23 protein-coding genes are annotated in these 21,192 nt (G+C 77.4%); 14 read left to right on the forward strand and 9 right to left on the reverse strand.

The window, feature by feature from the left end:
- Positions 1 to 5 precede the first annotated feature (5 nt).
- Positions 6 to 854: a PrsW family intramembrane metalloprotease gene (locus tag ACRYMN_RS04325; protein ID WP_432492339.1), complete on the reverse strand. Its 849-nt coding sequence runs from the start codon at positions 852 to 854 to the stop codon at positions 6 to 8.
- Positions 855 to 924: 70 nt separating this feature from the next.
- Between ACRYMN_RS04325 and ACRYMN_RS04330 the strand changes: the two genes are divergently transcribed.
- On the forward strand, positions 925 to 1,674 hold the full coding sequence (locus tag ACRYMN_RS04330; protein ID WP_432492341.1) for a TSUP family transporter: 750 nt from the start codon (positions 925 to 927) through the stop codon (positions 1,672 to 1,674).
- Between the two features lie 49 nt (positions 1,675 to 1,723).
- On the opposite strand, the gene ACRYMN_RS04335 is transcribed toward ACRYMN_RS04330, so the two are convergent.
- Positions 1,724 to 2,815, reverse strand: a complete 1,092-nt coding sequence (locus ACRYMN_RS04335; RefSeq protein ID WP_432492343.1) for an alkene reductase — start codon at positions 2,813 to 2,815, stop codon at positions 1,724 to 1,726.
- 222 nt (positions 2,816 to 3,037) lie between these two features.
- Between ACRYMN_RS04335 and ACRYMN_RS04340 the strand changes: the two genes are divergently transcribed.
- The 5 genes from ACRYMN_RS04340 to ACRYMN_RS04360 are packed head-to-tail and all read left to right on the forward strand — an operon-like array spanning position 3,038 to position 6,921.
- Complete coding sequence (locus tag ACRYMN_RS04340; protein ID WP_432492345.1) at positions 3,038 to 3,616, forward strand: hypothetical protein; 579 nt, start codon at positions 3,038 to 3,040, stop codon at positions 3,614 to 3,616.
- 47 nt (positions 3,617 to 3,663) lie between these two features.
- Positions 3,664 to 4,959, forward strand: coding sequence for a putative bifunctional diguanylate cyclase/phosphodiesterase (locus ACRYMN_RS04345; RefSeq protein WP_432492543.1), 1,296 nt, complete (start codon positions 3,664 to 3,666; stop codon positions 4,957 to 4,959).
- Positions 4,914 to 5,276, forward strand: a complete 363-nt coding sequence (locus ACRYMN_RS04350) for a hypothetical protein (RefSeq protein WP_432492347.1) — start codon at positions 4,914 to 4,916, stop codon at positions 5,274 to 5,276. Before ACRYMN_RS04345 ends, ACRYMN_RS04350 begins: the two co-directional genes overlap by 46 nt.
- Complete coding sequence (locus tag ACRYMN_RS04355) at positions 5,273 to 5,695, forward strand: hypothetical protein (RefSeq protein ID WP_432492349.1); 423 nt, start codon at positions 5,273 to 5,275, stop codon at positions 5,693 to 5,695. Before ACRYMN_RS04350 ends, ACRYMN_RS04355 begins: the two co-directional genes overlap by 4 nt.
- Positions 5,692 to 6,921, forward strand: coding sequence for an MFS transporter (locus ACRYMN_RS04360; RefSeq protein WP_432492351.1), 1,230 nt, complete (start codon positions 5,692 to 5,694; stop codon positions 6,919 to 6,921). The genes ACRYMN_RS04355 and ACRYMN_RS04360 overlap by 4 nt, the downstream gene beginning before the upstream one ends.
- Before the next feature lie 10 nt (positions 6,922 to 6,931).
- Here the strand turns inward: ACRYMN_RS04360 and ACRYMN_RS04365 are convergent, their stop codons facing one another.
- Together ACRYMN_RS04365 and ACRYMN_RS04370 are read right to left on the reverse strand one after the other, a co-directional pair.
- Positions 6,932 to 7,309, reverse strand: coding sequence for an ATP-binding protein (locus ACRYMN_RS04365; protein WP_432492353.1), 378 nt, complete (start codon positions 7,307 to 7,309; stop codon positions 6,932 to 6,934).
- 345 nt (positions 7,310 to 7,654) lie between these two features.
- Complete coding sequence (locus ACRYMN_RS04370; protein WP_432492355.1) at positions 7,655 to 8,272, reverse strand: TMEM165/GDT1 family protein; 618 nt, start codon at positions 8,270 to 8,272, stop codon at positions 7,655 to 7,657.
- Between the two features lie 327 nt (positions 8,273 to 8,599).
- Between ACRYMN_RS04370 and ACRYMN_RS04375 the strand changes: the two genes are divergently transcribed.
- From ACRYMN_RS04375 to ACRYMN_RS04385, 3 genes are all read left to right on the forward strand, one after another.
- Positions 8,600 to 9,388, forward strand: a complete 789-nt coding sequence (locus ACRYMN_RS04375; RefSeq protein ID WP_432492357.1) for a sulfite exporter TauE/SafE family protein — start codon at positions 8,600 to 8,602, stop codon at positions 9,386 to 9,388.
- Positions 9,389 to 9,479: 91 nt separating this feature from the next.
- A complete protein-coding gene (locus ACRYMN_RS04380) occupies positions 9,480 to 11,663 on the forward strand; it encodes a SpoIIE family protein phosphatase (protein WP_432492359.1) in 2,184 nt (727 codons plus the stop codon).
- Between the two features lie 150 nt (positions 11,664 to 11,813).
- On the forward strand, positions 11,814 to 12,005 hold the full coding sequence (locus tag ACRYMN_RS04385) for a hypothetical protein (RefSeq protein WP_432492361.1): 192 nt from the start codon (positions 11,814 to 11,816) through the stop codon (positions 12,003 to 12,005).
- A 31-nt stretch (positions 12,006 to 12,036) separates the two neighbouring features.
- Here ACRYMN_RS04385 and ACRYMN_RS04390 read toward each other — a convergent pair whose 3' ends face one another.
- The gene (locus ACRYMN_RS04390) at positions 12,037 to 12,732 is read right to left on the reverse strand and encodes a YczE/YyaS/YitT family protein (RefSeq protein ID WP_432492363.1); all 696 of its coding nucleotides are present in this window, start codon (positions 12,730 to 12,732) and stop codon (positions 12,037 to 12,039) included.
- Positions 12,733 to 12,951: 219 nt separating this feature from the next.
- Between ACRYMN_RS04390 and gndA the strand changes: the two genes are divergently transcribed.
- Together gndA and ACRYMN_RS04400 are read left to right on the forward strand one after the other, a co-directional pair.
- Positions 12,952 to 14,424 (forward strand): NADP-dependent phosphogluconate dehydrogenase, encoded by a 1,473-nt coding sequence (gene gndA, locus ACRYMN_RS04395; protein ID WP_432492365.1) that lies wholly within the window; start codon positions 12,952 to 12,954, stop codon positions 14,422 to 14,424.
- Between the two features lie 34 nt (positions 14,425 to 14,458).
- Positions 14,459 to 15,919: a glucose-6-phosphate dehydrogenase gene (locus ACRYMN_RS04400; protein ID WP_432492367.1), complete on the forward strand. Its 1,461-nt coding sequence runs from the start codon at positions 14,459 to 14,461 to the stop codon at positions 15,917 to 15,919.
- A 22-nt stretch (positions 15,920 to 15,941) separates the two neighbouring features.
- On the opposite strand, the gene ACRYMN_RS04405 is transcribed toward ACRYMN_RS04400, so the two are convergent.
- Positions 15,942 to 16,505, reverse strand: coding sequence for a Clp protease N-terminal domain-containing protein (locus ACRYMN_RS04405; RefSeq protein WP_432492369.1), 564 nt, complete (start codon positions 16,503 to 16,505; stop codon positions 15,942 to 15,944).
- A gap of 23 nt (positions 16,506 to 16,528) precedes the next feature.
- Positions 16,529 to 16,741: a helix-turn-helix domain-containing protein gene (locus ACRYMN_RS04410; protein WP_432492371.1), complete on the reverse strand. Its 213-nt coding sequence runs from the start codon at positions 16,739 to 16,741 to the stop codon at positions 16,529 to 16,531.
- 210 nt (positions 16,742 to 16,951) lie between these two features.
- Here ACRYMN_RS04410 and ACRYMN_RS04415 point away from each other — a divergent pair, with 210 nt between their 5' ends.
- The gene (locus tag ACRYMN_RS04415) at positions 16,952 to 17,212 is read left to right on the forward strand and encodes a hypothetical protein (protein WP_432492373.1); all 261 of its coding nucleotides are present in this window, start codon (positions 16,952 to 16,954) and stop codon (positions 17,210 to 17,212) included.
- 43 nt (positions 17,213 to 17,255) lie between these two features.
- Here the strand turns inward: ACRYMN_RS04415 and ACRYMN_RS04420 are convergent, their stop codons facing one another.
- Positions 17,256 to 18,593 (reverse strand): alpha-amylase family glycosyl hydrolase, encoded by a 1,338-nt coding sequence (locus ACRYMN_RS04420; RefSeq protein WP_432492375.1) that lies wholly within the window; start codon positions 18,591 to 18,593, stop codon positions 17,256 to 17,258.
- A 108-nt stretch (positions 18,594 to 18,701) separates the two neighbouring features.
- Between ACRYMN_RS04420 and ACRYMN_RS04425 the strand changes: the two genes are divergently transcribed.
- Together ACRYMN_RS04425 and ACRYMN_RS04430 are read left to right on the forward strand one after the other, a co-directional pair.
- Positions 18,702 to 19,823: a Gfo/Idh/MocA family protein gene (locus tag ACRYMN_RS04425; protein WP_432492377.1), complete on the forward strand. Its 1,122-nt coding sequence runs from the start codon at positions 18,702 to 18,704 to the stop codon at positions 19,821 to 19,823.
- Entirely contained in the window at positions 19,820 to 20,572 is a 753-nt protein-coding gene (locus ACRYMN_RS04430; RefSeq protein ID WP_432492379.1) for a ThuA domain-containing protein, read from the forward strand. Before ACRYMN_RS04425 ends, ACRYMN_RS04430 begins: the two co-directional genes overlap by 4 nt.
- Here ACRYMN_RS04430 and ACRYMN_RS04435 read toward each other — a convergent pair.
- Positions 20,535 to 21,185 (reverse strand): TetR/AcrR family transcriptional regulator, encoded by a 651-nt coding sequence (locus tag ACRYMN_RS04435; RefSeq protein ID WP_432492381.1) that lies wholly within the window; start codon positions 21,183 to 21,185, stop codon positions 20,535 to 20,537. The two genes, ACRYMN_RS04430 and ACRYMN_RS04435, sit on opposite strands and share 38 nt — an antisense overlap.
- Positions 21,186 to 21,192 lie beyond the last annotated feature (7 nt).

Here is a 21,192-nt window from a genome sequence, read left to right on the forward strand (position 1 = left end):
CGGTCTCAGGCCGCGATGCGCTCCCGGTGCGCGGGCAGGGTGGTGCGGTGCATCTCGCGGTGCAGCAGCAGCAGCGCCACCGCGGCCAGCAGCACGTACGCCCACCAGGTGCTCAGCCCGTCCCACAACCCGTGCAGCACCACGACGAGGACGAACGTGCCCGCCAGGTGCAGCACCCCGCGCCCGTTCCAGCCGCCGCGGGCCGCCGACCACAGGGCCGCGGTCGCCAGGCCCGTCCAGGCGGCGTGCGCGGCCGGGCTGAGGACCCCGCGCAGCAGCAGCAGCTGCACGACGACGTCGAGGTCCAGGCCGCTGCGCAGCAGGGCGACGAACGCGTAGCCCATGGTCTCCAGCACCGCGAACCCCATGCCGACGGCGACGCCGAGCACGAGGCCGTCCACCTCGCGCCAGCGCCCGCGCGAGAGCAGCACGATCGCCACCGGCACGATGAGCTTGGCGGACTCCTCGATGAGGCCGATGCCCAGCGTGGGCATCACGCCCAGCTGCAGGACGGTGGCGTACTCCACCCGCCCGGCGACCACGACGCCGATGACGCCGCCGAAGAGGGCGGCGATCGCGATGAGGTCCGGGTGGGCGGCCGCGGAGCGGGCGTGCTGGTAGACCCAGGTGACGAACGTGACCGGCACCAGCAGGGCGCCCAGCAGGATCAGCGAGGGCACCAGGTTCGGGTTCCCGGTGCGCACCAGGGACTCCAGCACCGCCCAGAACAGGCCGGCGCCCACGACGAGGACGACGACCCAGCCGTGCCGGGAGAGCCAGCCGCGCCGGGCCGGGGCGCGCTGCGCCTCCAGCTGCGCGGTGCGACGGGGTTCTGCGGGCGAGGGCCACGTCATGGCCCGAGTGTGGACGCGACCGCGCGGGGCGGCGACCCGACGGCGGCCGGGGCTCTGCTTGGATCGTCCGGTGACGCCCGCCGACGCCCTGCTGCTGCTCGCCGCCGGGGCGGGGGCCGGGCTGGTGGGTTCCACCGCGGGCCTGGCCTCGCTGGTGTCGTACCCGGCGCTGCTGCTGACGGGCCTGCCGCCGGTGGTCGCCAACGTCACCAACACCGTCGGGCTCTTCGGCTCCACCGTCGGCTCCACGCTGGGCGCGCGCCCGGAGCTGCGCGGGCAGGGCCGGCGCCTGGCGCGGCTGGTGCCGGTGGCCGCGGCCGGCGGCGCGGCCGGCTCGGCGCTGCTGCTGGCGCTGCCCGCGGACTCCTTCGAGCGCGTCGTGCCGTTCCTCGTGGCGCTGGCCTCGGTGCTGCTGCTGCTGCAGCCGCGGGTGCAGCGGCTGCGCCCCGGGCGCACCTCGGCGCGCAACCCGCTGGTGCTGCTCGCGCTGTTCGGCGTGGGCGTGTACGGCGGCTACTTCGGTGCCGCGGCCGGGGTGGCGCTGCTGGCGCTGACCGAGCTGCTCTACGACCAGCCGCTGGCGCGCAACAACGCGCTGAAGAACGTCCTGCTGGGCGCGGCGAACGCGGTGGCCGCGGTGGGTTTCGCGTTCTTCGCGGACGTCGCGTGGGGCTCGGCGCTGGCGCTGGGCGCCGGGTGCCTGCTGGGCGGGCGGCTGGGGCCCGCGGTGGTGCGCCGCCTGGACCCGCGCGTGCTGCGCGTGGCGATCGCCCTGGCCGGACTGGCCCTGGCGGTGCGCTTGTGGGTGGGCGCGCGCTGAGCGCGCCGCGCCCGCCCGGCCGGGGTGGCCCCGGCCGGGCGGGCCCGCCTCAGGCGGTGGTGCGCCCGTCGAGGAACGGGTAGTCGGTGTAGCCGGTGGCGCCGGGCGCGTAGAACGTCGAGGGGTCCGGCTCGTTCTCCGGGTGACCGCCCTGCCAGCGCTCCACCAGGTCCGGGTTGGCGATGACCATGCGCCCGACCGCCACCGCGTCGGCCACGCCGTCGGCGACGAGGTCGACCGCGTCCTGGCGGCTGGTGACCACGCCGAAGCCGCTGTTGGCCATCAGCGGGCCCTCGAACCGCTTGCGCAGGCCCTGCACCAGGTCGCCGGCGGGCTCCGCGTGCAGGACGCTCAGGTACGCCAGGCCCAGCGGGCGCAGCCCCTCCACCAGCGCCTGGTACGTGGCCTCCACGTCCGCCGGGTCCGGCTCGGAGGCGTCCTGGATGTTGTGGGCGGGGGAGATGCGCACGCCCACGCGGCCCGCGCCGATCGCCTCGGCGACCGCGGTGGCGACCTCGACCGTCAGGCGCGCGCGGTTCTCCGGCGAGCCGCCGTACTCGTCCTCGCGGTGGTTGGAGCCGGGGGCGAGGAACTCGTGCAGCAGGTAGCCGTTGGCGCTGTGGATCTCCACGCCGTCCAGGCCGGCCTCCAGCACCGCGCGCCTGGAGGCGGCGACGAACTCCTCGACGACGCCGCGCACCTCGGCGGTGCTCAGCGCGTGCGGCACCGGGTAGGGCGCCTTGGTGCCCCCGGGCAGGTGCGCCTCGCCCTGGATGGCGATCGCGCTGGGCGCCACGATCCGGTCGGTGCCGGTGATCGCGGTGTGCGAGACGCGACCGCCGTGCATGACCTGCGCCACCAGGCGCCCGCCGCGCGCGTGCACCGCCTCGGCCACGCGCCGCCACCCGGCGACGTGCTCGTCGGTGACCAGGCCCGGCTGCCCGGGGTACGCGCGCGACTCCGCGCTCGGGTAGGCGCCCTCGGTGACGATCAGGCCGGTGCTCGCGCGCTGCGCGTAGTGCTCCGCGATCAGCTCGTTCGGGGTGCCGTCGGCCTCCGCGCGCATGCGCGTCAGCGGTGCCATGACGACGCGGTTGGGCAGGTGCAGGTCGCCGAGAATCACGGGCGAGAACAGGTCCACGGGGGCGGGGTCCTTCCGTCGGGTCGTCGGGTGGTGCCGTCCGGTGCCAACGCGGTGGCCCCGGGCATCCTTCCCGGCGCGTCCCCGCGTCACCCCGTGCGCACCAGCCGTGGTGACCGAGGGTCGCCAGATGGTGCGATCCTGTGACGTCAGGTGGGGGACCGGTGCCCGTCGCGCGGCGGACCGGTGCCCGTACGGGGTGGTGCTCGGGGGGAGCGGTTCGTGAGCTCGGCACGGATGTGGCGTGCGCTGGCGCCGGTGGTGGCCGCGGAGGTCGCCGAGGACGTCTTCCCCCGCCGGGCCCTGGCACGGGTGCTGGGGCTGCAGTACGCCGCCGGCGGGGTCCTGGCGGCGCTGTTCGCCGCGGGCGCGCTGCCCGCGGCGAGCCGTCGGCCGGTGCTGGTGTGCGCGGCGGTGGCCCTGGGCGCGGGTGCCCTGATGGGGCTGGCCAGCATCTCGAGGCTGTCCCCGCGGGCGCTGACGGTGCTCTCGCACGCGTGCATCCTGTCCGCGCAGGTCGTCGTCGCGGCCGCCTACGCCTCCGCGCGGGGCCAGGGCGGTCCGCTGCTGCTGTTCCTGCTGTGGACCGCCCCGTACGCGGGGATCTTCTCCGCGCGCGCCCGCTGGCTGCACGTGCTGGCGGTGTGCACCGCCCTGGTGGTCGCCCTGTCCTCGATCCCCGGGGTGCCCGGCGTGGAGGCGGTCAACGTCACGATCTTCGTGGCCACGGTGGTCATCACCAGCGTGCTGACCTCGCGGATGACCTCGCGGCTGCGGCGCGGCGCCACGCGCGAACCCTGACCGGCCTGCCCAACCGCCGCCTGCTGCACGCCGCGCTGCAGGCCGCGCTGGACCGGCGCGCCGCCCGCGGCGGTGCGGTGGCCGTCCTGCTGATCGACCTGGACCGCTTCAAGCACGTCAACGACACCTTCGGCCACGAGAGCGGCGACGCGCTGCTGCAGCAGGTGGTGCCGCGGCTGCTGGCGGCCCTGGGGCCGCAGGACGTGCTGGCGCGCCTGGGCGGGGACGAGTTCGCGGTGGTGTGCGAGGACCCCGACGGCCGGCTGGACGCGTGCGCGGTGACGGCGCGCCTGAGCCGGGTGTGGGCCGAGCCGGTCTTCGTCGGCGCGCGCCCGCTGCGCGTCAGCGGCAGCACCGGCGTCGCGCTGGCCGGGGACGGGGCCACGGCGCGCACGCTGCTGCGCGACGCCGACGCGGCGATGTACGAGTCCAAGCGGCGCGGCCCGGGCTCCTCGCAGCTCTTCTCCGCCGACGTCGCCGCGCGCGCCGAGCGCGTGCTGCTGGTGGAGCAGGGCCTGCAGCAGGCGGTGCGCCGCGGTGAGCTGGCGGTGCACTTCCAGCCGGTCGTCGCGCTGGGCGGCGAGCGCGCCGGCGCGGTCGTCGGCGCGGAGGCGCTGCTGCGCTGGAGCAGCGCGGAGCTGGGGGCCGTGGCGCCGGACGAGTTCGTCCCGGTGGCCGAGGCCGCCGGCCTGGTCGGCGCGCTGGGCGACTGGGTCCTGGACCGCGCGCTGGCCGAGCTGGCCGCCTGGCGCGCCGCCGGGGTCGTCGGCGACGGCTTCCGCGTCGCCGTCAACGTCAGCGCCCACCAGCTCGAGCCCGCCCTGCCCGGGCGCGTGGCCGAGCTGCTGGCCCGCCACGGCCTGGGCCCGGCCCACCTGGGCCTGGAGGTCACCGAGAGCGCCGTGGTCGAGGGCGGGGTGGCCGCGCAGGTGCTGCGCGAGCTGCGCGCCGCGGGCGTCACCCTGCTGCTGGACGACTTCGGCACCGGCTACTCCTCGCTCGCGCAGCTGCGCGAGCTGCCCTTCGACGTCGTCAAGGTGGACCGCTCCTTCGTCGCCGGCCTGGAGCGCTCCGGGCGCGACCGCGCGCTGGTGCTGGCGGTGCTGTCCCTGGCCGGTGCGCTGGGGGTGTCGGTGGTGGCCGAGGGCGTGGAGCGGGAGGGGCAGGCCGAGCAGCTGCGCGCCGCCGGCTGCCCGGCCGCGCAGGGCTGGTACTTCGCCCGCGCGGTGCCCGCCGCCGACCTGCCCGCCGCCCTCGCCGCCGCCGCCTCGCGCGCGGGCTCGTACAGTCCTCTCCCGTGTCCGGGACCCTCCTCGCCGTCGTGTGCGCCCTCGCCGGGGTGATGGCCGTCTGGTCGGTCGTCACCGTCGCCCGCGACCGCCGCGTCGGGCGGGCCCACCTCGTGGGCCTGGCCGTGGTCGAGCTGGGCGTGCTGGCCCTGGCCGTCGACGGCGCGGCGCAGCTGGTGACCGGCCCGCGCCCGGTGGAGCTGGCCACCTCGATCGCCTACCTGGTGGTGGCGCCCCTGCTGCTGCCCGCGGCGGCGTTCTGGACGCTCGCGGAGCGCTCGCGCCCGAGCACCCTGGTGCTGCTCGTGGCGTGCTTCGCCGTGGCCGTCGTCGGCTACCGCGCGTCCCTGCTGCTGCAGGTGACCCGGTGAGCGGCGCCGGGCGGCCCGCGCCGGGGCGCGCCAGCGGCCTGGGCCGGGTGCTCGTGGCCCTGTACGCCGTCTTCGCCGTGGCCGCCGTCTCGCGCGCGGCCGTGCAGATCGCCACGCGCTTCGCCGAGGCCCCCCTGGCGTACGCGCTGTCCGCGCTCGCCGGCGTCGTCTACGTCCTGGCCACCCTGGGCCTGGCGCGCGCCGGCCGGCGCTGGCGCACCGCGGCGTGGGCGGCGTGCACCGTCGAGCTGGCCGGCGTGCTGGTCGTGGGCACCCTGAGCCTGGCCGACCCGGCCGCCTTCCCCGACGAGACCGTCTGGTCGGCCTACGGGCGCGGCTACCTCTTCGTGCCCCTGGTGCTGCCCGTCCTGGGGCTGGTCTACCTGCGCTCGGAGTCGCGGCGCGCCCGGGCGGCGTGAGCGGCCCGGCGCCCAGCCCCGCGAGCACCCCCGCGCACCGCCCCCGCGGCGGCGCGCTGCTGCTGGCGGCCGTCCTGCTGACCGCCTGCGCGATGCGCGCGCCCCTGACCGGCGTGGGGCCGGTGCTGGGCGAGGTGGCCGCCGGCACCGGCCTGGGCAGCACCGCCTCCGGCGTCCTGACGTCGCTGCCGCTGCTGGCCTTCGCCGCGGCCTCGGCGGCCGTGCCGCGCGCGGCCGGGCGCCTGGGCGTGCGGCCCGCGCTGCTGCTGGCCCTGCTCGTGCTCGTCGCCGGCGCGGGCGTGCGCTGGCTGCCCGGTCCGGTGCCGCTGTTCGCCGGCACCGCCCTGCTGGGGGTGGCGATCGCCGTCGCCAACGTCCTGCTGCCGGGGGTGGTGCGCGCCGGCTTCCGCGCCCGCGCCGCGGTGGCCGCCAGCGCCTACCTGGTGCTCATGCAGCTGGCCGGCGGCCTGGCGGCCGGCTCGGCGGTGCCGCTGGCCGAGCGCCTGCCGGGCGGCTGGCGCACGGCGCTGGTGGTGTGGGCGCTGCCGGCGCTGGCCGCGGCGCTGCTGTGGGTGCCGCTGGCGCGCTCGCGCACCGGCGCCGCCGCCGGGCCGCGGGCCCGCGCGCCGTGGCGCTCGCCGCTGGCGTGGGCCGTCACCGTGCACATGGGCGCGCAGTCGCTGGTCTTCTACAGCCTGCTGGCGTGGCTGCCGACGCTGCTGCGCGAGCGCTCCGGGCTGGGCGCGACGGAGGCGGGCTGGCAGCTGACCCTGCTGCAGGCCTCCGGGGTGCTGGCCAGCCTGCTGGTGCCGGCCCTGGTGGGCGGCTCCGGCTCCGACGCGCGGCGCTCGCGGCGCGCCACCGTCGGCGCGGCGCTGCTGGAGGTGGCCGGGGTGGTCCTGCTGCTGGGCGCCACCGGCGCCGCGGCCGGGGTGCTCGTGCCGGTGGCCGTCGTCCTGGTCGGCGCCGGCGGCGGGGCGGCGCTGGTGCTGGCGCTGGCCGCCACGAGCGAGCGCGCCGCCGACGCCGCGGGGGCGGTGGCCCTGTCGGGCATGGCGCAGTCGGTGGGGTACCTGCTGGCCGCGGCCGGCCCGGTGCTCGTGGGCGCCGCGCACGCGGCGAGCGGCTCGTGGGTGCCGCCGCTGCTGCTCGTGGGGGCGCTCGCCCTCGTGCAGCTGGCCGCGGGGCGGCGGGCGGGGGCGGGCGGGGTCGTGCGGGCCGGCTGAGCGGCGCGCCTCAGGTGGGCGCCAGCTCGAACCAGACCTTCTTGCCCAGCGGGCCCTCGTCCAGCTCGGTGCCCCAGCGCTCCGAGAGCAGCTCGACCATGGCCATGCCGCGCCCGCTCTCGGCGTCGTCGCGCTGCGCGCCGATCAGCGGCATGCCGCCGCCCTCGTCGGAGACCTCCAGGCGCAGCGAGGAGCCGCGGCGCGACAGCGCCACGCGCACCATGCCCGAGCCGTGCACGACGGCGTTGGTGACCACCTCGCTGGACAGCAGCAGCAGCGCCTCGACGCTGTCCTCGCTGACCTCGGAGGCCTTCACCCACGGCACGCACCACTCCGCGACCAGCCAGCGGGCCACGCCCACGGAGCGCGGGGACGGGGGGAGGACCACGAGGAACACCAGCCCTCGACCTCCCCCTGCGTCGTGCGTCGCGGCTCTTCCACGACACGGGTCCTCCACGTGTGCTCCTGCCAGAGCAGTCATCGACACGTGACTGACAGTCAATCACCCGATCGACGGCTTGTCCCCGCGCACCCCCGGGGCCCGGCGGCACCCTCCCCCGCCGGGTCGCGCGCGGGTCGTGCGCGGGTCGTGCGCGGGTCACGCGCGGGTCACGACCCGGTCGCGGACCGGTCGCGCACGGGCGGCCGCGGGGTCGCGCCACGGGGTCGAGGGGGTGTCGCGGGGGTGTCCCCGGGGTGCGCCGCGGGTGCGCCGCGGGGTGGCCCGGGCGGCTCAGACGGGCAGGTCCACGCCCGCGACCTCCAGGGCGGTCAGCACCGCCAGCACCGCGCAGACCACCCCGCCCACGCGGCTGACCGCGGCCACGCTCAACCGGCGCAGCAGCGTGGCGCCGGCCGCCGCGGCCAGCGCCGAGACGGCCAGCAGCGCCGTCCACGCCCCGGCGAACACCGACAGCGGGTCGTCGTAGCGCGCGGCCAGCCCGGCGGTGAACAGCTGCGACAGGTCGCCCCACTCGGCGAGGAAGACCACCCCGAAGCACGACGCCACCGCGCGCAGGCCGCGGGCCCCGCCGCGCACCCGCCGCTCGTACTCGTGCAGGGCCTCCTCCTCGGCGGCGCGCGCCCGGGCGGCGCCGCGCAGCAGCACCACCGCGCCGATCGCGAAGAGCACCGCCGCCACCGCGGCCACGGGGCGGTCGGGCAGCTGGGCCAGCAGCCCGCCGGCGAGCACGGCGATGGCGCTCTGCACCGCGAACGCCAGCCCGACGCCGACCCACGCGGTCAGCGGCCGGAAGCGGGTGGCGAGCACGAGGGTGGCCACGAACGTCTTGTCGGGCAGCTCCAGCAGCAGGACGGGCAGGAAGCTCGCCAGGACGACGGCGGGGTCCACGGTGGTCCGTCCTCTCGGTGCCGCGGGCTCGTCGCGCGGGTCGGTGACGCGCGGGCCGTTCCCCCTCGCGGCGGTCATTGCAGCACACCCGCGGCCGTGCGGGGAAATCCCCGCCGCACGGCTGCGCTCCCGCGGAAGCGTTGCGCCGCAACGCTCTTCGCGCCGGCAGGTCGACGGTGCGCCGACCGCCGCGGGTGCGGTGCACCCTCGGTGCGAGGACCGGTGCGCCGAAACCCGCGGCGCGGCGGGCCGTGCCCGGGCGCCGCGACGGGCCTGGGAGGCTGTGCCGGTGCCCGCACCCCGCCCCAGCGCCGCGCGGACCCGCCGGTGAGCCTCGAACCCTTCGCCGAGCTGGGGACCGCGACCCTCGTGCTGCTGGTGCTGGCCGCCTTCGGCGCCGGCTGGGTCGACGCCGTCGTCGGCGGCGGCGGCCTGGTGCAGCTGCCGGCGCTGCTGCTCGTGCCGGGCCTGGACCCGGTGCAGGCCCTGGCCACCAACAAGCTCGCCGGCGCCATGGGCACGGGCACCAGCGCGGTGACCTACTACCGGCGCGTGCACCCGGACCTGCGCACCGCGCTGCCCACCGCGCTCGTCGCGGCGCTGGGCTCGGCCGGCGGGGCGCTGTGCGCGGCCGCCGTGCCCGACGGGGTCCTCACCCCCGTGGTCCTCGTGGCCCTCGTGCTCGTCGCCGCGTACACGCTGCTGCGCCCGGAGCTCGGCGGCGCCACGGCGCTGCGCTTCAGCGGCCGGCGCCACACCGCCGTGGCCGCCGCGACCGGCGCCGTCATCGGGTTCTACGACGGCATCGCCGGCCCCGGCACCGGCGCCTTCCTCGTCTTCGCCCTCGTGGGCCTGCTCGGCTACGCGTTCCTGCGCGCCAGCGCCACCGCGAAGATCGTCAACCTCGCCACGAACGTCGGCGCGCTCGTGGTCTTCGCCGCGCACGGCGCGGTGCTGTGGCCCCTGGGCCTGCTCATGGGCGCGGCGAACCTGCTCGGGGGCTACCTGGGCGCGCGCACCGCCGTCTCGGCGGGCAGCCGCTTCGTGCGCGGGGTGTTCCTGGCCGTCGTGGCGGTGCTCGTCGTCCGGCTGGGGCAGCAGGTCCTCGCCGGCTGAGCGCGCCGGCGGGCCCGGGGCACCCCGCGCTGGCCCTACCCTTGACGTGGCAGGGAGCGACCCGCCGAACCCTTCACGGAGGTGTGGACCGGTGGGTGCCGACCCTCGGCGCGGTGCTGGGCCGGTGCCGGCCCCCGGGCCCCAGCCGACCGTCGAGCGCGCCGCCGAGCGGCTGCGCTGGCAGCTGGCGATCGGGGCCGCCGGCATCGGCGGCTTTGACCTGGACCTCGTCACCGGCCGTCTGCTGTGGGACGAGCGGCTGATCGAGCTGTTCGGCTACGAGCGCGGCGGCTTCGACGAGTCGCTGGAGGCCTTCAACGCCCGCGTGCACCCCGAGGACCTGCCCCGCGTCAGCCAGGCGCTCGCGGAGTGCGTCGCCGCGTGCGGCGAGCTGGAGACGGAGTACCGGGTGGTGCGCCCGGACGGCTCCACCCGCTGGGTCAAGGCGCGCGGCAAGGCGCTGGCCGGTGCGTCCGGCACCGCGGTGCGGGTGCTGGGCGCCGCCTACGACACCACCGCCGAGCGCGAGGGCGACGTGCGCATCGCGCGGGTGCTGGAGTCCATGTCGGCGGCCTTCTACCTGCTGGACGCGCGGTGGCGCTTCGCGTACGTCAACGCCGAGGCGGAGCGGCTGCTGGGCCGCCCCCGCGAGGAGCTGCTCGGCGGCGCGGTGTGGGAGCTGTTCCCCGCCACCGTCGGCACCGCCTTCGAGGACTCCTACCGCCGTGCCGTGGCCACGGGCGAGCCCGTCGCGTTCGAGGCCTACTACCCGCCGCCGCTGGACGGCTGGTACGAGATCCGCGCCTGGCCCGGCCCCGACGGGCTGTCGGTGTACTTCCTGGACATCACCGCCCGGCGCCGCGCCCAGCAGGAGGTGGAGGCCGCGCGCGAGGAGGCCGAGGCCGCGCGCGGGCGCGCGGTGGAGGCCGCCGAGCGGCTGCGCCTGATCGAGCGCGTGGGCGAGGACCTCGCCGCCACCCTCGACACCGAGGAGGCCGTCGGCCGCCTGGCGCAGCACCTGGTGCCCGCGCTGGCCGACTGGTGCCTGGTCACCCTCGTCGACGAGCAGGGCGGCATGCGCGACATCGGCTCCTGGCACGCGGAGGAGGCGATGCGCCCCGTGGTCGGCGCCTACCGCCGGGCCCGGTTGCGCGGCCTGGGTGAGCACGCCCCGCTGTACCGGGCGCTGCGCACCGGCCGCCCCGTCGTCGTCGAGCACGGCGCCACGCCCCTGCTGGTGGACGTCCTGGGCAGCGACGAGGCGCGCGAGCTGCTGCAGCGGCTGGCGCCGGAGTCGTTCGTCATGCTGCCGCTGGGTGCGCGCGGACGCACCGTGGGGCTGGTCAGCCTCTTCCGCGGCGCCGACCGTGCGCCCCTGCCGCCGCAGGACCTGCTGACGGCCGTGGAGGTCGCCGACCGCGCCGGCCTGGCGCTGGACAACGCGCGCCTGTACACCCAGCAGCAGCGCATCGCCGAGGGCCTGCAGCGCAGCCTGCTGACCGCCCCGGTGGAGCCGGACCACGTGCAGGTCGCGGTGCGCTACCAGCCGGCCGCCGCCGCGGCGCAGGTCGGCGGCGACTGGTACGACGCCTTCGTGGTCCCCGACGGGGCCACCGTGCTCGTCATCGGCGACGTCATGGGCCACGACGTCGAGGCCGCGGCGGCGATGAGCCAGGTGCGCAGCCTGCTGCGCGGCATCGCGTACTCCAGCGGCGCCGCCCCGGCCACCGTCCTGGCCAGCCTGGACGCCGCCATGCAGGGCCTGGCGGTGGACACCACCGCCACCGCCCTGGTCGCGCGCCTGGAGCAGGTGCGCGACGAGCGCGAGCGCGACGTCACCCGGCTGCGCTGGTCCAGCGCCGGGCACCTGCCGCCGGTGCTGCTGGCGCCGGACGGCACGGTCAGCGCCCTGAGCGCCCACCCGCCGCAGCTGCTGCTGGGCGTGGACCCCGGCACCCGCCGCACCGACGCGGCCATCACCGTCGACCGCGGCTCGACGCTGCTGCTCTACACCGACGGGCTCGTCGAGCGGCGCGGCTCCTCGCTGGAGGGGGGCGTCGAGCGCCTGCACGACGCGGTCGCCGAGCTGGGCGGGCTGGAGCTGGAGGCGCTGTGCGACGCGGTGCTGGAGCGGCTGGTGCCGGCCGACCACGACGACGACGTGGCGCTGGTGGCGGTGCGCCTGCACCCGCTGGACCGCCCGCGCCCGCCCGAGGCCGGGCCGAACCGCGTGCCGCCGCACCCGCCCACCCCCCTGACGCCCCGCGCGCGCTGAGGCGGCGCCGGACGGGTGCACCCGGGCGTCCTCGCTGGCAGCCCTCCCCGCGGTGGGTTACACATGTGCTCCCCCGGGGCCGCCGCTCCCCGGGGGGAGCGCGAGCACCCCGCGCCACGGACGGCGCGGCGGGAGGGACGGGAGGCGGGCGTGCCACGACGACAGGAGGCCCCCCCGGACGGGCCGGGCCGCGCGCTGCGCAGGGCGATCCTGCTCAGCGAGCGCACGGCGGCGGCCAACCGCCGCAAGGCGCGCGGGGTGTCGGTGCGCCGGCTGCCGCTGCACGGCACCGTCACCCGGCGGCGCCCGGCGCCCGGCCAGCCGCCCCCCGACGGCGCCTGAACGGCGGGCGGTCGGACGGTGGCGGCGCCGGTCAGGTGCCCGCGCCGGGCGACTGGCGCAGCACCCGGAACGCGAACTGCGTCACCGGGCCCAGGGCCAGGGCCGTCAGGACGGTGCCGACCCCGACGGGTCCGCCCAGCAGCCAGCCGACGGCGAGCACCGACACCTCGATGAGCGCCCGGGAGCGGCCCACCGGCCAGCCGCGCAGGTGGCAGGCGACCATCAGGCTGTCGCGCGGGCCGCTGCCCAGGCCCGCGCCGATGTAGACGGCCCCGCCGAAGCCCAGCGCGAGCACCGAGAGCACCAGGGCGAGCGCGCGCACGGGCAGCGGCGCGCTCGCCAGGCCGTCCAGCCACGACGAGGCCAGCAGGGCGTCGAGCAGCCCGGCGACGAGCACGACGTTGACCAGGGTGCCCGGGCGCGGGCGCACGCCGAGCAGGCCGGAGGCGACGAGCACCAGCACGCCCACGGCGGCCACGACGGTGCCGTACGACAGGCCGGTGCGCTGCGCGACGCCGGCGTGCAGCACGTCCCACGAGGACAGGCCGAGCTGCACCTGCAGCGAGCCCCACACCCCCGTGGCGGCCAGGACCAGCCCGCCGACGAACTGCGCCAGCCGGCGCGACGGGGGCAGGCGGCCGCGGGGCGGCGGGGGGCCGGCCGGGGGCTCGGGCGGCCCGGCGGGGGGTCCGGTCGGGGGGCTGCTGTCGGCGCTGCGGGCGCTCACGGGATCCCGTCCTCGGGCTGCGGTCCTGGCGCCGGTGGCTCGGCGGTGCGCGCCCAGCTTCGCAGGGGCGCGCCCGCGGTGCCCGGGCGGCCGGGCGCCCGCCTCCCCACTACCGCGCCACCGCCGAGCGGGCAAGGGGTCCCCGCCCGTCACGCGGGCCCTGTCGGGGCCCTGTCGGGGCCCTGTGACCGGGAGCACGCGCGTGGAACACTGCCGCGGGTGACTGAGACGACGCAGCAGAGCTCCGGGCTGAAGGCCCGGATCGGGGTGACGGGCCTGGCCACGATGGGCCGCAACCTGGCCCGCAACATCGCCCGCCACGGGTACGTGACCGCCGTGCACAACCGCTCCGAGGCGCGCACGAGGGCGCTGGTGGAAGAGTTCGGCCACGAGGGCACCTTCCTGCCGGGGTACACCGCGCAGGAGTTCGTGGACTCGCTGGAGTCCCCCCGCACCGTGATCGTCATGGTGAAGGCCGGTGCCCCCACCGACGCCGTCATCGAGGAGCTGGCGCCGCTGCTGGGCGAGGGCGACATCCTCGTCGACGCCGGCAACGCCCACTTCGCCGACACCCGCCGCCGCGAGGCCGCGCTGCGCGAGAGGGGCATCCACTTCGCCGGCGTGGGCGTCTCCGGCGGCGAGGAGGGCGCCCTGCTGGGCCCGTCCATCATGCCGGGCGGTTCCGAACACGCCTACGCGGCGCTGGGCCCGGTCTTCGACGACATCTCCGTCTCGGTGGACGGCACCCCGTGCTCCACGCACGTCGGCCCCGACGGGGCCGGGCACTTCGTGAAGATGGTCCACAACGGCATCGAGTACGCCGACATGCAGCTCATCGCCGAGGCGTACGACCTGCTGCGCCACGGCCTGGGCCGCACCCCCGCCCAGCTCGCGGAGGTCTTCACCTCCTGGAACTCCGGCGACCTGGAGTCCTTCCTCATCGAGATCACCGCCCAGGTGCTCGCCAAGGACGACCCGACGCAGGAGGGCGTCGCGCTCGTCGACGTCATCCTCGACGCCGCTGAGCAGAAGGGCACCGGGCGCTGGACGGTGCAGACGGCCCTGGACCTGGGCACCCCCGTCTCCGGCATCGCCGAGGCGGTCTTCGCGCGCGCCCTGTCCGGGCACACCGAGCAGCGCACCGCCGCGCAGGGCGTGCTGCCCGGCCCGGCGGAGGAGGCGCCCTTCGTCGAGGCCGCCCACGCCGACGCGTTCGTCGACGACGTGCGCGCCGCGCTGTACGCCTCGAAGGTCGTCGCCTACGCGCAGGGCTTCGACATGATCAGGGCCGGTTCCGAGGAGTACGGCTGGGGCGTCGACCCCGGCGCGATGGCCACGATCTGGCGCGGCGGCTGCATCATCCGCGCGAAGTTCCTCGACCGGATCCGCGAGGCGTACGAGAAGCAGCCCGACCTGCCCTCGCTGCTGCTGGACCCGTACTTCGCGCAGGCGGTGGCCGACGGGCAGGAGGCGTGGCGGCGCGTCGTGCAGCACTCCGTCGCGCACGGCATCCCCGCGCCCGGCTTCGCCTCGGCGCTGGCGTACTACGACGGGCTGCGCCGGCCGCGCTCGTCGGCGGCGCTGGTGCAGGGCCTGCGCGACCTCTTCGGGGCGCACACCTACCGGCGCGTGGACCGCGAGGGCGCCTTCCACGTGGAGTGGGCCGGTGACGGCGCGGAGCACCCCGCCTGAGCGGGCGCGCCCGCGCGTGGGTGAGGATGCTGCGGTGAGCGAGACCCAGGTGAGCCAGGCACGGGCGGGCGAGACCCGCACGAGCACCCCGACCGTCTTCGTCCTCTACGGCGCCACCGGCGACCTCGCCAAGCGGCTGGTCATGCCGGGGTTCGCCGCGCTGGCGAAGGCCGGTCTGCTGCCGCAGCGGTGGGCGCTGGTCGGCAGCGGCCGGCGCTCGCTGAGCGACGACGACTACCGCCGGCACGTCGTCGACGGCCTGCGCGAGTTCGGCAAGGACCTGGACCAGGGCGTCCTGGACGAGGTGGCCGCCGGGCTGCGCTTCGCCGGCGGCGGGTTCAGCGCCGACGACCCCGGCGAGCTGCTGGACGTGCTCGCGCGGGTGCGCGGCGAGCTGGGCGGCGGGGACGGCGGCGGGGACGTGCAGGTCGTGCACTACCTGGCCCTGCCGCCGTCGACTTTCGAGGGCTATACCCGCGCGATCGCCGCCCACGGCCTGGCCGAGGGTGCGCGCGTGGTCTACGAGAAGCCGTACGGCACCTCCCCGGAGTCCTTCGAGCAGCTCGACGAGCTCGTGCAGTCGGTGTTCGAGGAGGAGCAGGTCTTCCGCATCGACCACTTCCTGGGCAAGGAGGCGACCCAGCAGCTGCACGTGCTGCGCTTCGCCAACCGGCTGTTCGAGCAGGTGTGGAGCGCCGAGCACGTCGCGCAGGTGCAGATCGACGTGCCCGAGACGCTCGGGGTGGACGACCGGGCCCAGTTCTACGACGCCACCGGCGCCACGCTGGACATGCTCGTCACCCACATGCTGCAGGTGGCCGCCGAGGTGGCCGCCGAGCCGCCGGCGGGCACCGGCCCGGACGCCCTGCAGGAGGCGCGCGAGTCGGTGCTGGCGTGCTTCCGCCCGATCGACCCGGCCGAGGTCGTCCTCGGGCAGTCCAGCGGCTACCGCCGCCTGGCCGACGTCGACGACGAGTCCGGCACGGACACGTTCGTGGCGGCGAGGGTGTGGGTGGACACCGACCGCTGGCGCGGGGTGCCGTTCGTGATGCGCACCGGCAAGAAGCTGGCCGAGAGCCACCAGCACGTGACGCTGGTGCTGCGCCCGCCGACGGCGCAGGTGCACGGCCACGGCGCGCGCACCGACGAGCCGGAGACGATCACCTTCACCCTCTCGGGCAACGGCACCGTGTGGGCGGGCGTGACGGCCCGGCGCCCGGGCGTCTCGGACGACCTCGTGCCGGGCCGGCTGTACCTGGACCTGGCCGAGCTGCCCGACGCGCAGCCGCTGCCGCCGTACGCGGCGCTGCTGCGCGACGTGCTCATCGGCGACCGGGCGCTGTTCACCACCTCCGCCGGGCTGCGCGACGCCTGGCGCGTGGTGACCCCGCTGCTGCAGCAGCGCGGTGAGCTGCGCCCGTACGAGCCCGGTTCGTGGGGGCCGGCGGAGGCCGAGCAGCTCGCGGCCCCGTACGGCTGGCTCACCGAGCACTGAGCCCGGCTGCTGCGCCGCTCCCTCACGCGGAGCGGCGCAGCGCCTCCACCACGGCGGCGCGGGCGCCCGCCGCGTCCAGCGCGACGCCGGTGGCCGCCAGCGCCCGCACCGCCCGGCCGTCCACGCGCAGCAGGCCCAGCAGCACGTGCTCGGTGCCGATGCGGTCGTGCCGCAGGTCCAGCGCGGCCCTCAGCGACTCCTCCAGGGCCTTCTTCGCCGGGCGCGCGAAGGGCAGGTGGCTGCCGGTCAGGCGGCCCAGCAGGCCCCGGCGCCCCCGGCCGGCGGGCCGCTCCAGGGCGCCGGGGCCGAAGACCTCCTCGGCGCGCCGGCGCACGGTCTCCAGGTCGATGCCGATCGCGCGCAGCGCCTCGGCGTCCTCGCCCGGCTCGTCGGGCCGGGCGAGGTGCTCGCGCAGGCGCGCGGCGTCGGCCCCCGCGGCGTGCAGCACGTCGGCGCCGACACCGCCGGTGCCCAGCAGCGCCAGCAGCAGGTGGTCGTCGCGGACCTCGTGGTGGCCCAGGTCGCGGGCGACCTGCTGCGCGCCGACGACGGCCTCGCGGGCGCGGGGGGTGAAGCGTTCGAACACGGTGTCCTCCTGCGGTTCTCGGGTCAGTCGCGGGTGGAGTGCTTGCGGTGCACGGCCTGCTTGGACACGCCCAGGGCGCCGGCGATGTCGGCCCAGGACCAGCCCAGCTCCCGGGCCCGCTCGACCTGGAGCCGTTCGAGCCGCTCGACGAGGCGGCGCAGCGCGACGACGGCGCGCAGCCCCACCGCGGGGTCCGGGTCGGTGCCGGCGGAGACGAGGGTGTCGGGTTCGGCCATGCGTCATCATGTGTTGACGAACACCCTCGCGTCAACACCGGTTGACGACCCGGGCTCGTCGACGACCCGGTCGCACCCCGCCTCCGCCCGCGGGTGGAGGAGGGGTGCCGGCCGGTTCACACCCCGGGCCGATGCTCCGGCAGGTGCCCCCGGCGCACGCTGGCGGTGCCGGGTCGGGAGGTCCGACCGGCGGGTCGAGCGGGGGTCGTCGTGGACGTGCTGACGGGGGTGCTGGCCGGGGTGCTGGCCGTGGCGGGGCTGACGGCGGGCGCGGGGGCGCTGATCGCCGGCGCGCTGGTCGGCGGGGTCGCCGGGGCCGGGCGCGACGAGGACCTGCTCGTCGCCCCGCGCGGCACCGGGTTCGGCGGCGCGACCCGCCTGGTGCTCGAGGCCGGGCGCGCCGGGCGCGCGCCGGTCGTGCACCTCGACGCGCACCGCGCCCGGGGCGCGGGCGGGCACCTCGCCGCCTGAACCGGCGCGCGGACCGCCGGGGCACCGGGCCCGGCCGGGCGCTCTAGCCCTCCAGCGCCGCCCAGCCGCGCGCCGGCAGGTGCACCCGCCCGCCCTCCAGGCGCCCGCTGCCGCAGGCGACGGTGCGCGCGCCGGCCGCGGGCAGCGCGGTGGGCGCGTCGTCGAGGTTCAGCGCGACGACGACCGCGCCGGAACCCGTCGCGGTGCGCAGCACCGCCTCGCGGTTGCGCAGGTGCACGACGTCGGTGTGCGCGCGCACCAGCCAGGGGTTGCGCCGGCGCAGCGCGATGAGCGCCCGGTGGGCGTGCAGCACCTCGCGCGCGGCCGGCGCCAGGGAACCCTCCTCCGGCGGGTGCTCCGGGAACTCCGGCCGCACGGCGTCGTCGCCGCCGAGGCGCTGCTCCTTCACACCGGTGGCGGCGAACTCGTCGCCGGCGTAGACGCTGGGCACGCCGGCGACGGTGAACAGCACCGCCAGGGCGTGCGGGACGAGGTCGGCGCCCACCGCCGAGGCGATGCGCGTGACGTCGTGGTTGCCCACGAACGTCGAGGGCGTGAACGTCGCCAGCAGCGCGACGTGGCGCTGCACCGCGTGCGCCAGCTCGAAGAGGTTGCGGTCGGCGATGCCGTGCCAGACGCCCTGCCACAGCTCGTACTGCGTCAGGGAGTCCACGGTGGAGGCGCGCACGATGCCCGCGGCGTCGCCGTGGATGACCTCGCCGGTGAACCAGGCGTGCGGGTGGGTGCGGCGCACCTCGGGCAGCACCCGCGCCCAGAACCCCGGCGGCACGGCGTAGGCGGCGTCGAGGCGCCAGCCGTCCGCGCCGCGGTCCAGCCAGTGCCGCACCACCCGCACCACCAGCTCGGCCACCTCGGGGGAGGAGTGGTCCAGCGCCACGAGCTGCTCGTGCCCCTCGAACACCTCCGCGCGCACCGGCTCGCCCGGGCGCCAGCCGGACCAGTCCACCCGGAACATCCCCGCCGTCGGCGCCGAGGGCCCCTCGGCCTCCAGGCGCCGGAACGCCGGGTGGGCGCGCCCGACGTGGTTGAACACCCCGTCCAGCAGCACGCGCAGCCCGCGCCCGTGCGCGGCGGCGACCAGGCGGTCGACGTCGTCCTCGTCGCCCAGGCGCGGGTCGACGCGGAAGTGGTCGACGGTGTCGTAGCCGTGCGTCTGGGAGGCGAACACCGGGCCCAGCGCCAGGCCGTTCAGGCCCAGGCGCACGACGTGGTCCAGCCAGCCCTCCACCCGCGGCAGGCGGTGCACCACCGGGCCGGTGCCGTCCTCGGGGCCGCCCTGCGCGCCCGGTCGCACCGGGGCGCCGGTGAAGCCCAGGGGGTACAGGTGCCACCAGATCACGTGGTCGGGCCAGGGCGTCACCGCCCCACCCTCGCGCACCGGCGCCCGCACCGCACCGGCGCCCGCGGTCACCGGGCGCACCGGGCGCACCGGGCGCACCGGGCGGGGACCGGTGTTAGCGTCGCGACCGTGGTCGACGCAGATCCCGCCCCGGGTACGGGGACCCCGCGCACCCGCCTCGTGCACGTCGGCCTCGGCGGCTGGGGCCGCGACTGGGAGCGCAACGCCCTGCCGCCGGTCGGCGAGGTCGAGCGCGTGGCGGTCGTCGACGCCCACGAGCCGTCGCTGCGCAGCGCGCAGGAGGAGCTGGGCCTGCCCGACGCGGCCTGCTTCACCTCCCTGGCCGAGGCGCTGGCCGCCGTGCCGGCGGACGGGGTGCTGGTGACCGCGCCCGTGCGCTCCCACGTGCCCGTGGCCCTGGAGGTCCTCGACGCGGGGCTGCACGTGCTGGTGGAGAAGCCGTTCGCGCCGAGCGTGGCCGAGGCCCGCACCGCCGTCGAGCGCGCCGAGCAGCGCGGCCTGGTGCTGCAGGTCAGCCAGAACTACCGCGCCTACCCGGCCCCGCGCGCGGTGCGCGAGCTGATCGCCGCCGGCGCGGTCGGGGACCTCTCCGTCGTCCACGTCGACTTCCGGCGCTGGGGCAACGACGCGCCGCCGGGCGGGAACCCGCACCACGCGTTCCCCCACCCGCTGCTCTTCGACATGGCGATCCACCACTTCGACCTGCTGCGGATGGTCACCGGCCGCGAGGCGGTGCGCGTGCACGCCACGGTCACCGACCCGCCGTGGAGCAGGTTCGAGCAGGAGGCCTCCGCGGTGCTGACGATCGAGATGAGCGGCGGGCTCGTCGCCGGCTACCGCGGCAGCTGGGTCAGCCGCGCCCCGCAGACCGCCTGGGACGGTGAGTGGAGCATCGAGGGCGAGCACGGCCGCATCGCGTTCACCGGCCGCGGCGAGGACGGCCCCGCCGACGACGTCGTCACCCTCAGCCGCGAGGGCGGCGCACCCGAGCGCGTCGACCTGCCGGTGCTGCCGCTCTGGGGCCGCTCGGCGGGGCTGCAGCAGTTCCACCGCGCCGTGCGGGGGGGACCGGCGCCCGAGGTCACCGGGCGCTCGAACCTGCCCAGCCTGGCGGTGTGCGAGGCCGCGGTCCGCTCGGTCGCCTCCGGGCGCACCGAGGACGTCGAGCAGTTCGAGGTTTCCGAGCGGTTCGAGCAGCCCCACCGGGGCGGGGGAGCGGGGCAGCCGTGAGCGGGGAGCGGGCGCTGCGCGCGCTGGTGTGGAACGAGGGCGTGCACGAGGCGAACCGCAACCCCCCGAGCATCGCCGAGCACTACCCCGACGGCATGCACGGCGCGATCGCCGCCGGGTTGCGCCGGCTGCTGCCGGGCGCGGAGGTCTCCACCGCCACCCTGGCCGACCCCGAGCACGGCCTGGGCGAGCAGGTGCTCGAGCGCACCGACGTGCTGCTGTGGTGGGGCCACGCCGCCCACGACGCCGTGGACGACGCCGTCGTCGAGCGCGTGGTCGAGCACGTCCTCGGCGGGATGGGGCTGCTCGTCCTGCACTCCGGGCACTTCTCGAAGGTGTTCCGCCGGCTGCTGGGCACGACCTGCTCGCTGGCGTGGCGCAACGAGGGCGAGCGCGAGCTGGTGTGGACGGTGAAACCCTCCCACCCCATCGCGCAGGGCGTGCCGAACCCCCTGGTCATCCCCGAGCAGGAGATGTACGGGGAGTTCTTCGACATCCCCGACCCCGACGACCTGGTGTTCATCAGCTCCTTCGCCGGCGGGGAGGTGTTCCGCTCGGGCGTGACGTTCACGCGCGGGCGCGGGCGCATCTTCTACTTCAGCCCCGGCGACCAGGACTACCCCGTCTACCAGCAGGCCGAGGTCCAGCAGGTCCTCGCCAACGGGGTGCGCTGGGCCGCGCCGGACGAGCCGCAGCGCCGCATGCCGCGGGTCAGCAACCCGCCGCGGGAGGGTTTCGCGCAGCGCTGACCCCGGCGGCGGGGGACCCGCCGTGCGGGCCCAGCGCGCCGAGGAACGCGCGGACGAACAGCGTCGCGCGCGCCCCGGCCCGCTCGGGGTCGTCGGGGCTCCCTGGGTCCTGCGGGCCGTCGCCGTCCAGCGCGGGGGAGCCGGCCGGGAGCAGGTGCACCTGCTCCAGCAGGGCAAGGCACACCCCGCGGCACCAGGCCGCATCGCTCGCGGTGACGTCGCCCGCGGCGCGCAGCCGTTCGACCAGCCGGTCGAGCAGGTCGAGGACGTCCTCGCCGGGGGAGTCGGACAGGCCCAGGGCGAACCGGTTGCCGACCTTGAGCTCGAAGACGCGCCGGGCCAGCCGCTCCAGCGCCGCGCGCGGCTCGTCGGTCAGCGCCGCGGACTCCTCGAACGCCTGCCGGTAGCGGGCGTCGAGCCGGGCACCCAGCGCCTCGAGCAGGGCGCCGCGGGTGCTGAAGCGGCGGTGGACCGTCGCGCGGGCCAGCCCGGCGGCGTCCGCGACGCGCTCGAGCGGGGCGCCGGGGTCCTCGGCGAGCACCGCCTCGGCGGCCTCGAGGATGCGCTCCGTGCTGCGCTCGGCGTCGGCGCGCAGCCGTCGGGTCCCCGTCACGGGGACC

Source organism: Kineococcus gypseus (genome assembly GCF_050871305.1).
In the GTDB taxonomy this organism is placed as follows: domain Bacteria; phylum Actinomycetota; class Actinomycetes; order Actinomycetales; family Kineococcaceae; genus Kineococcus; species Kineococcus gypseus.

Coding starts and splice junctions, on each gene's coding strand:
- ACRYMN_RS04325 (WP_432492339.1), bottom strand. CDS start 854: ATGACGTGGCCCTCGCCCGCAGAACCCCGTCGCACCGCGCAGCTGGAG.
- ACRYMN_RS04410 (WP_432492371.1), bottom strand. CDS start 16,741: ATGGCCGAACCCGACACCCTCGTCTCCGCCGGCACCGACCCGGACCCC.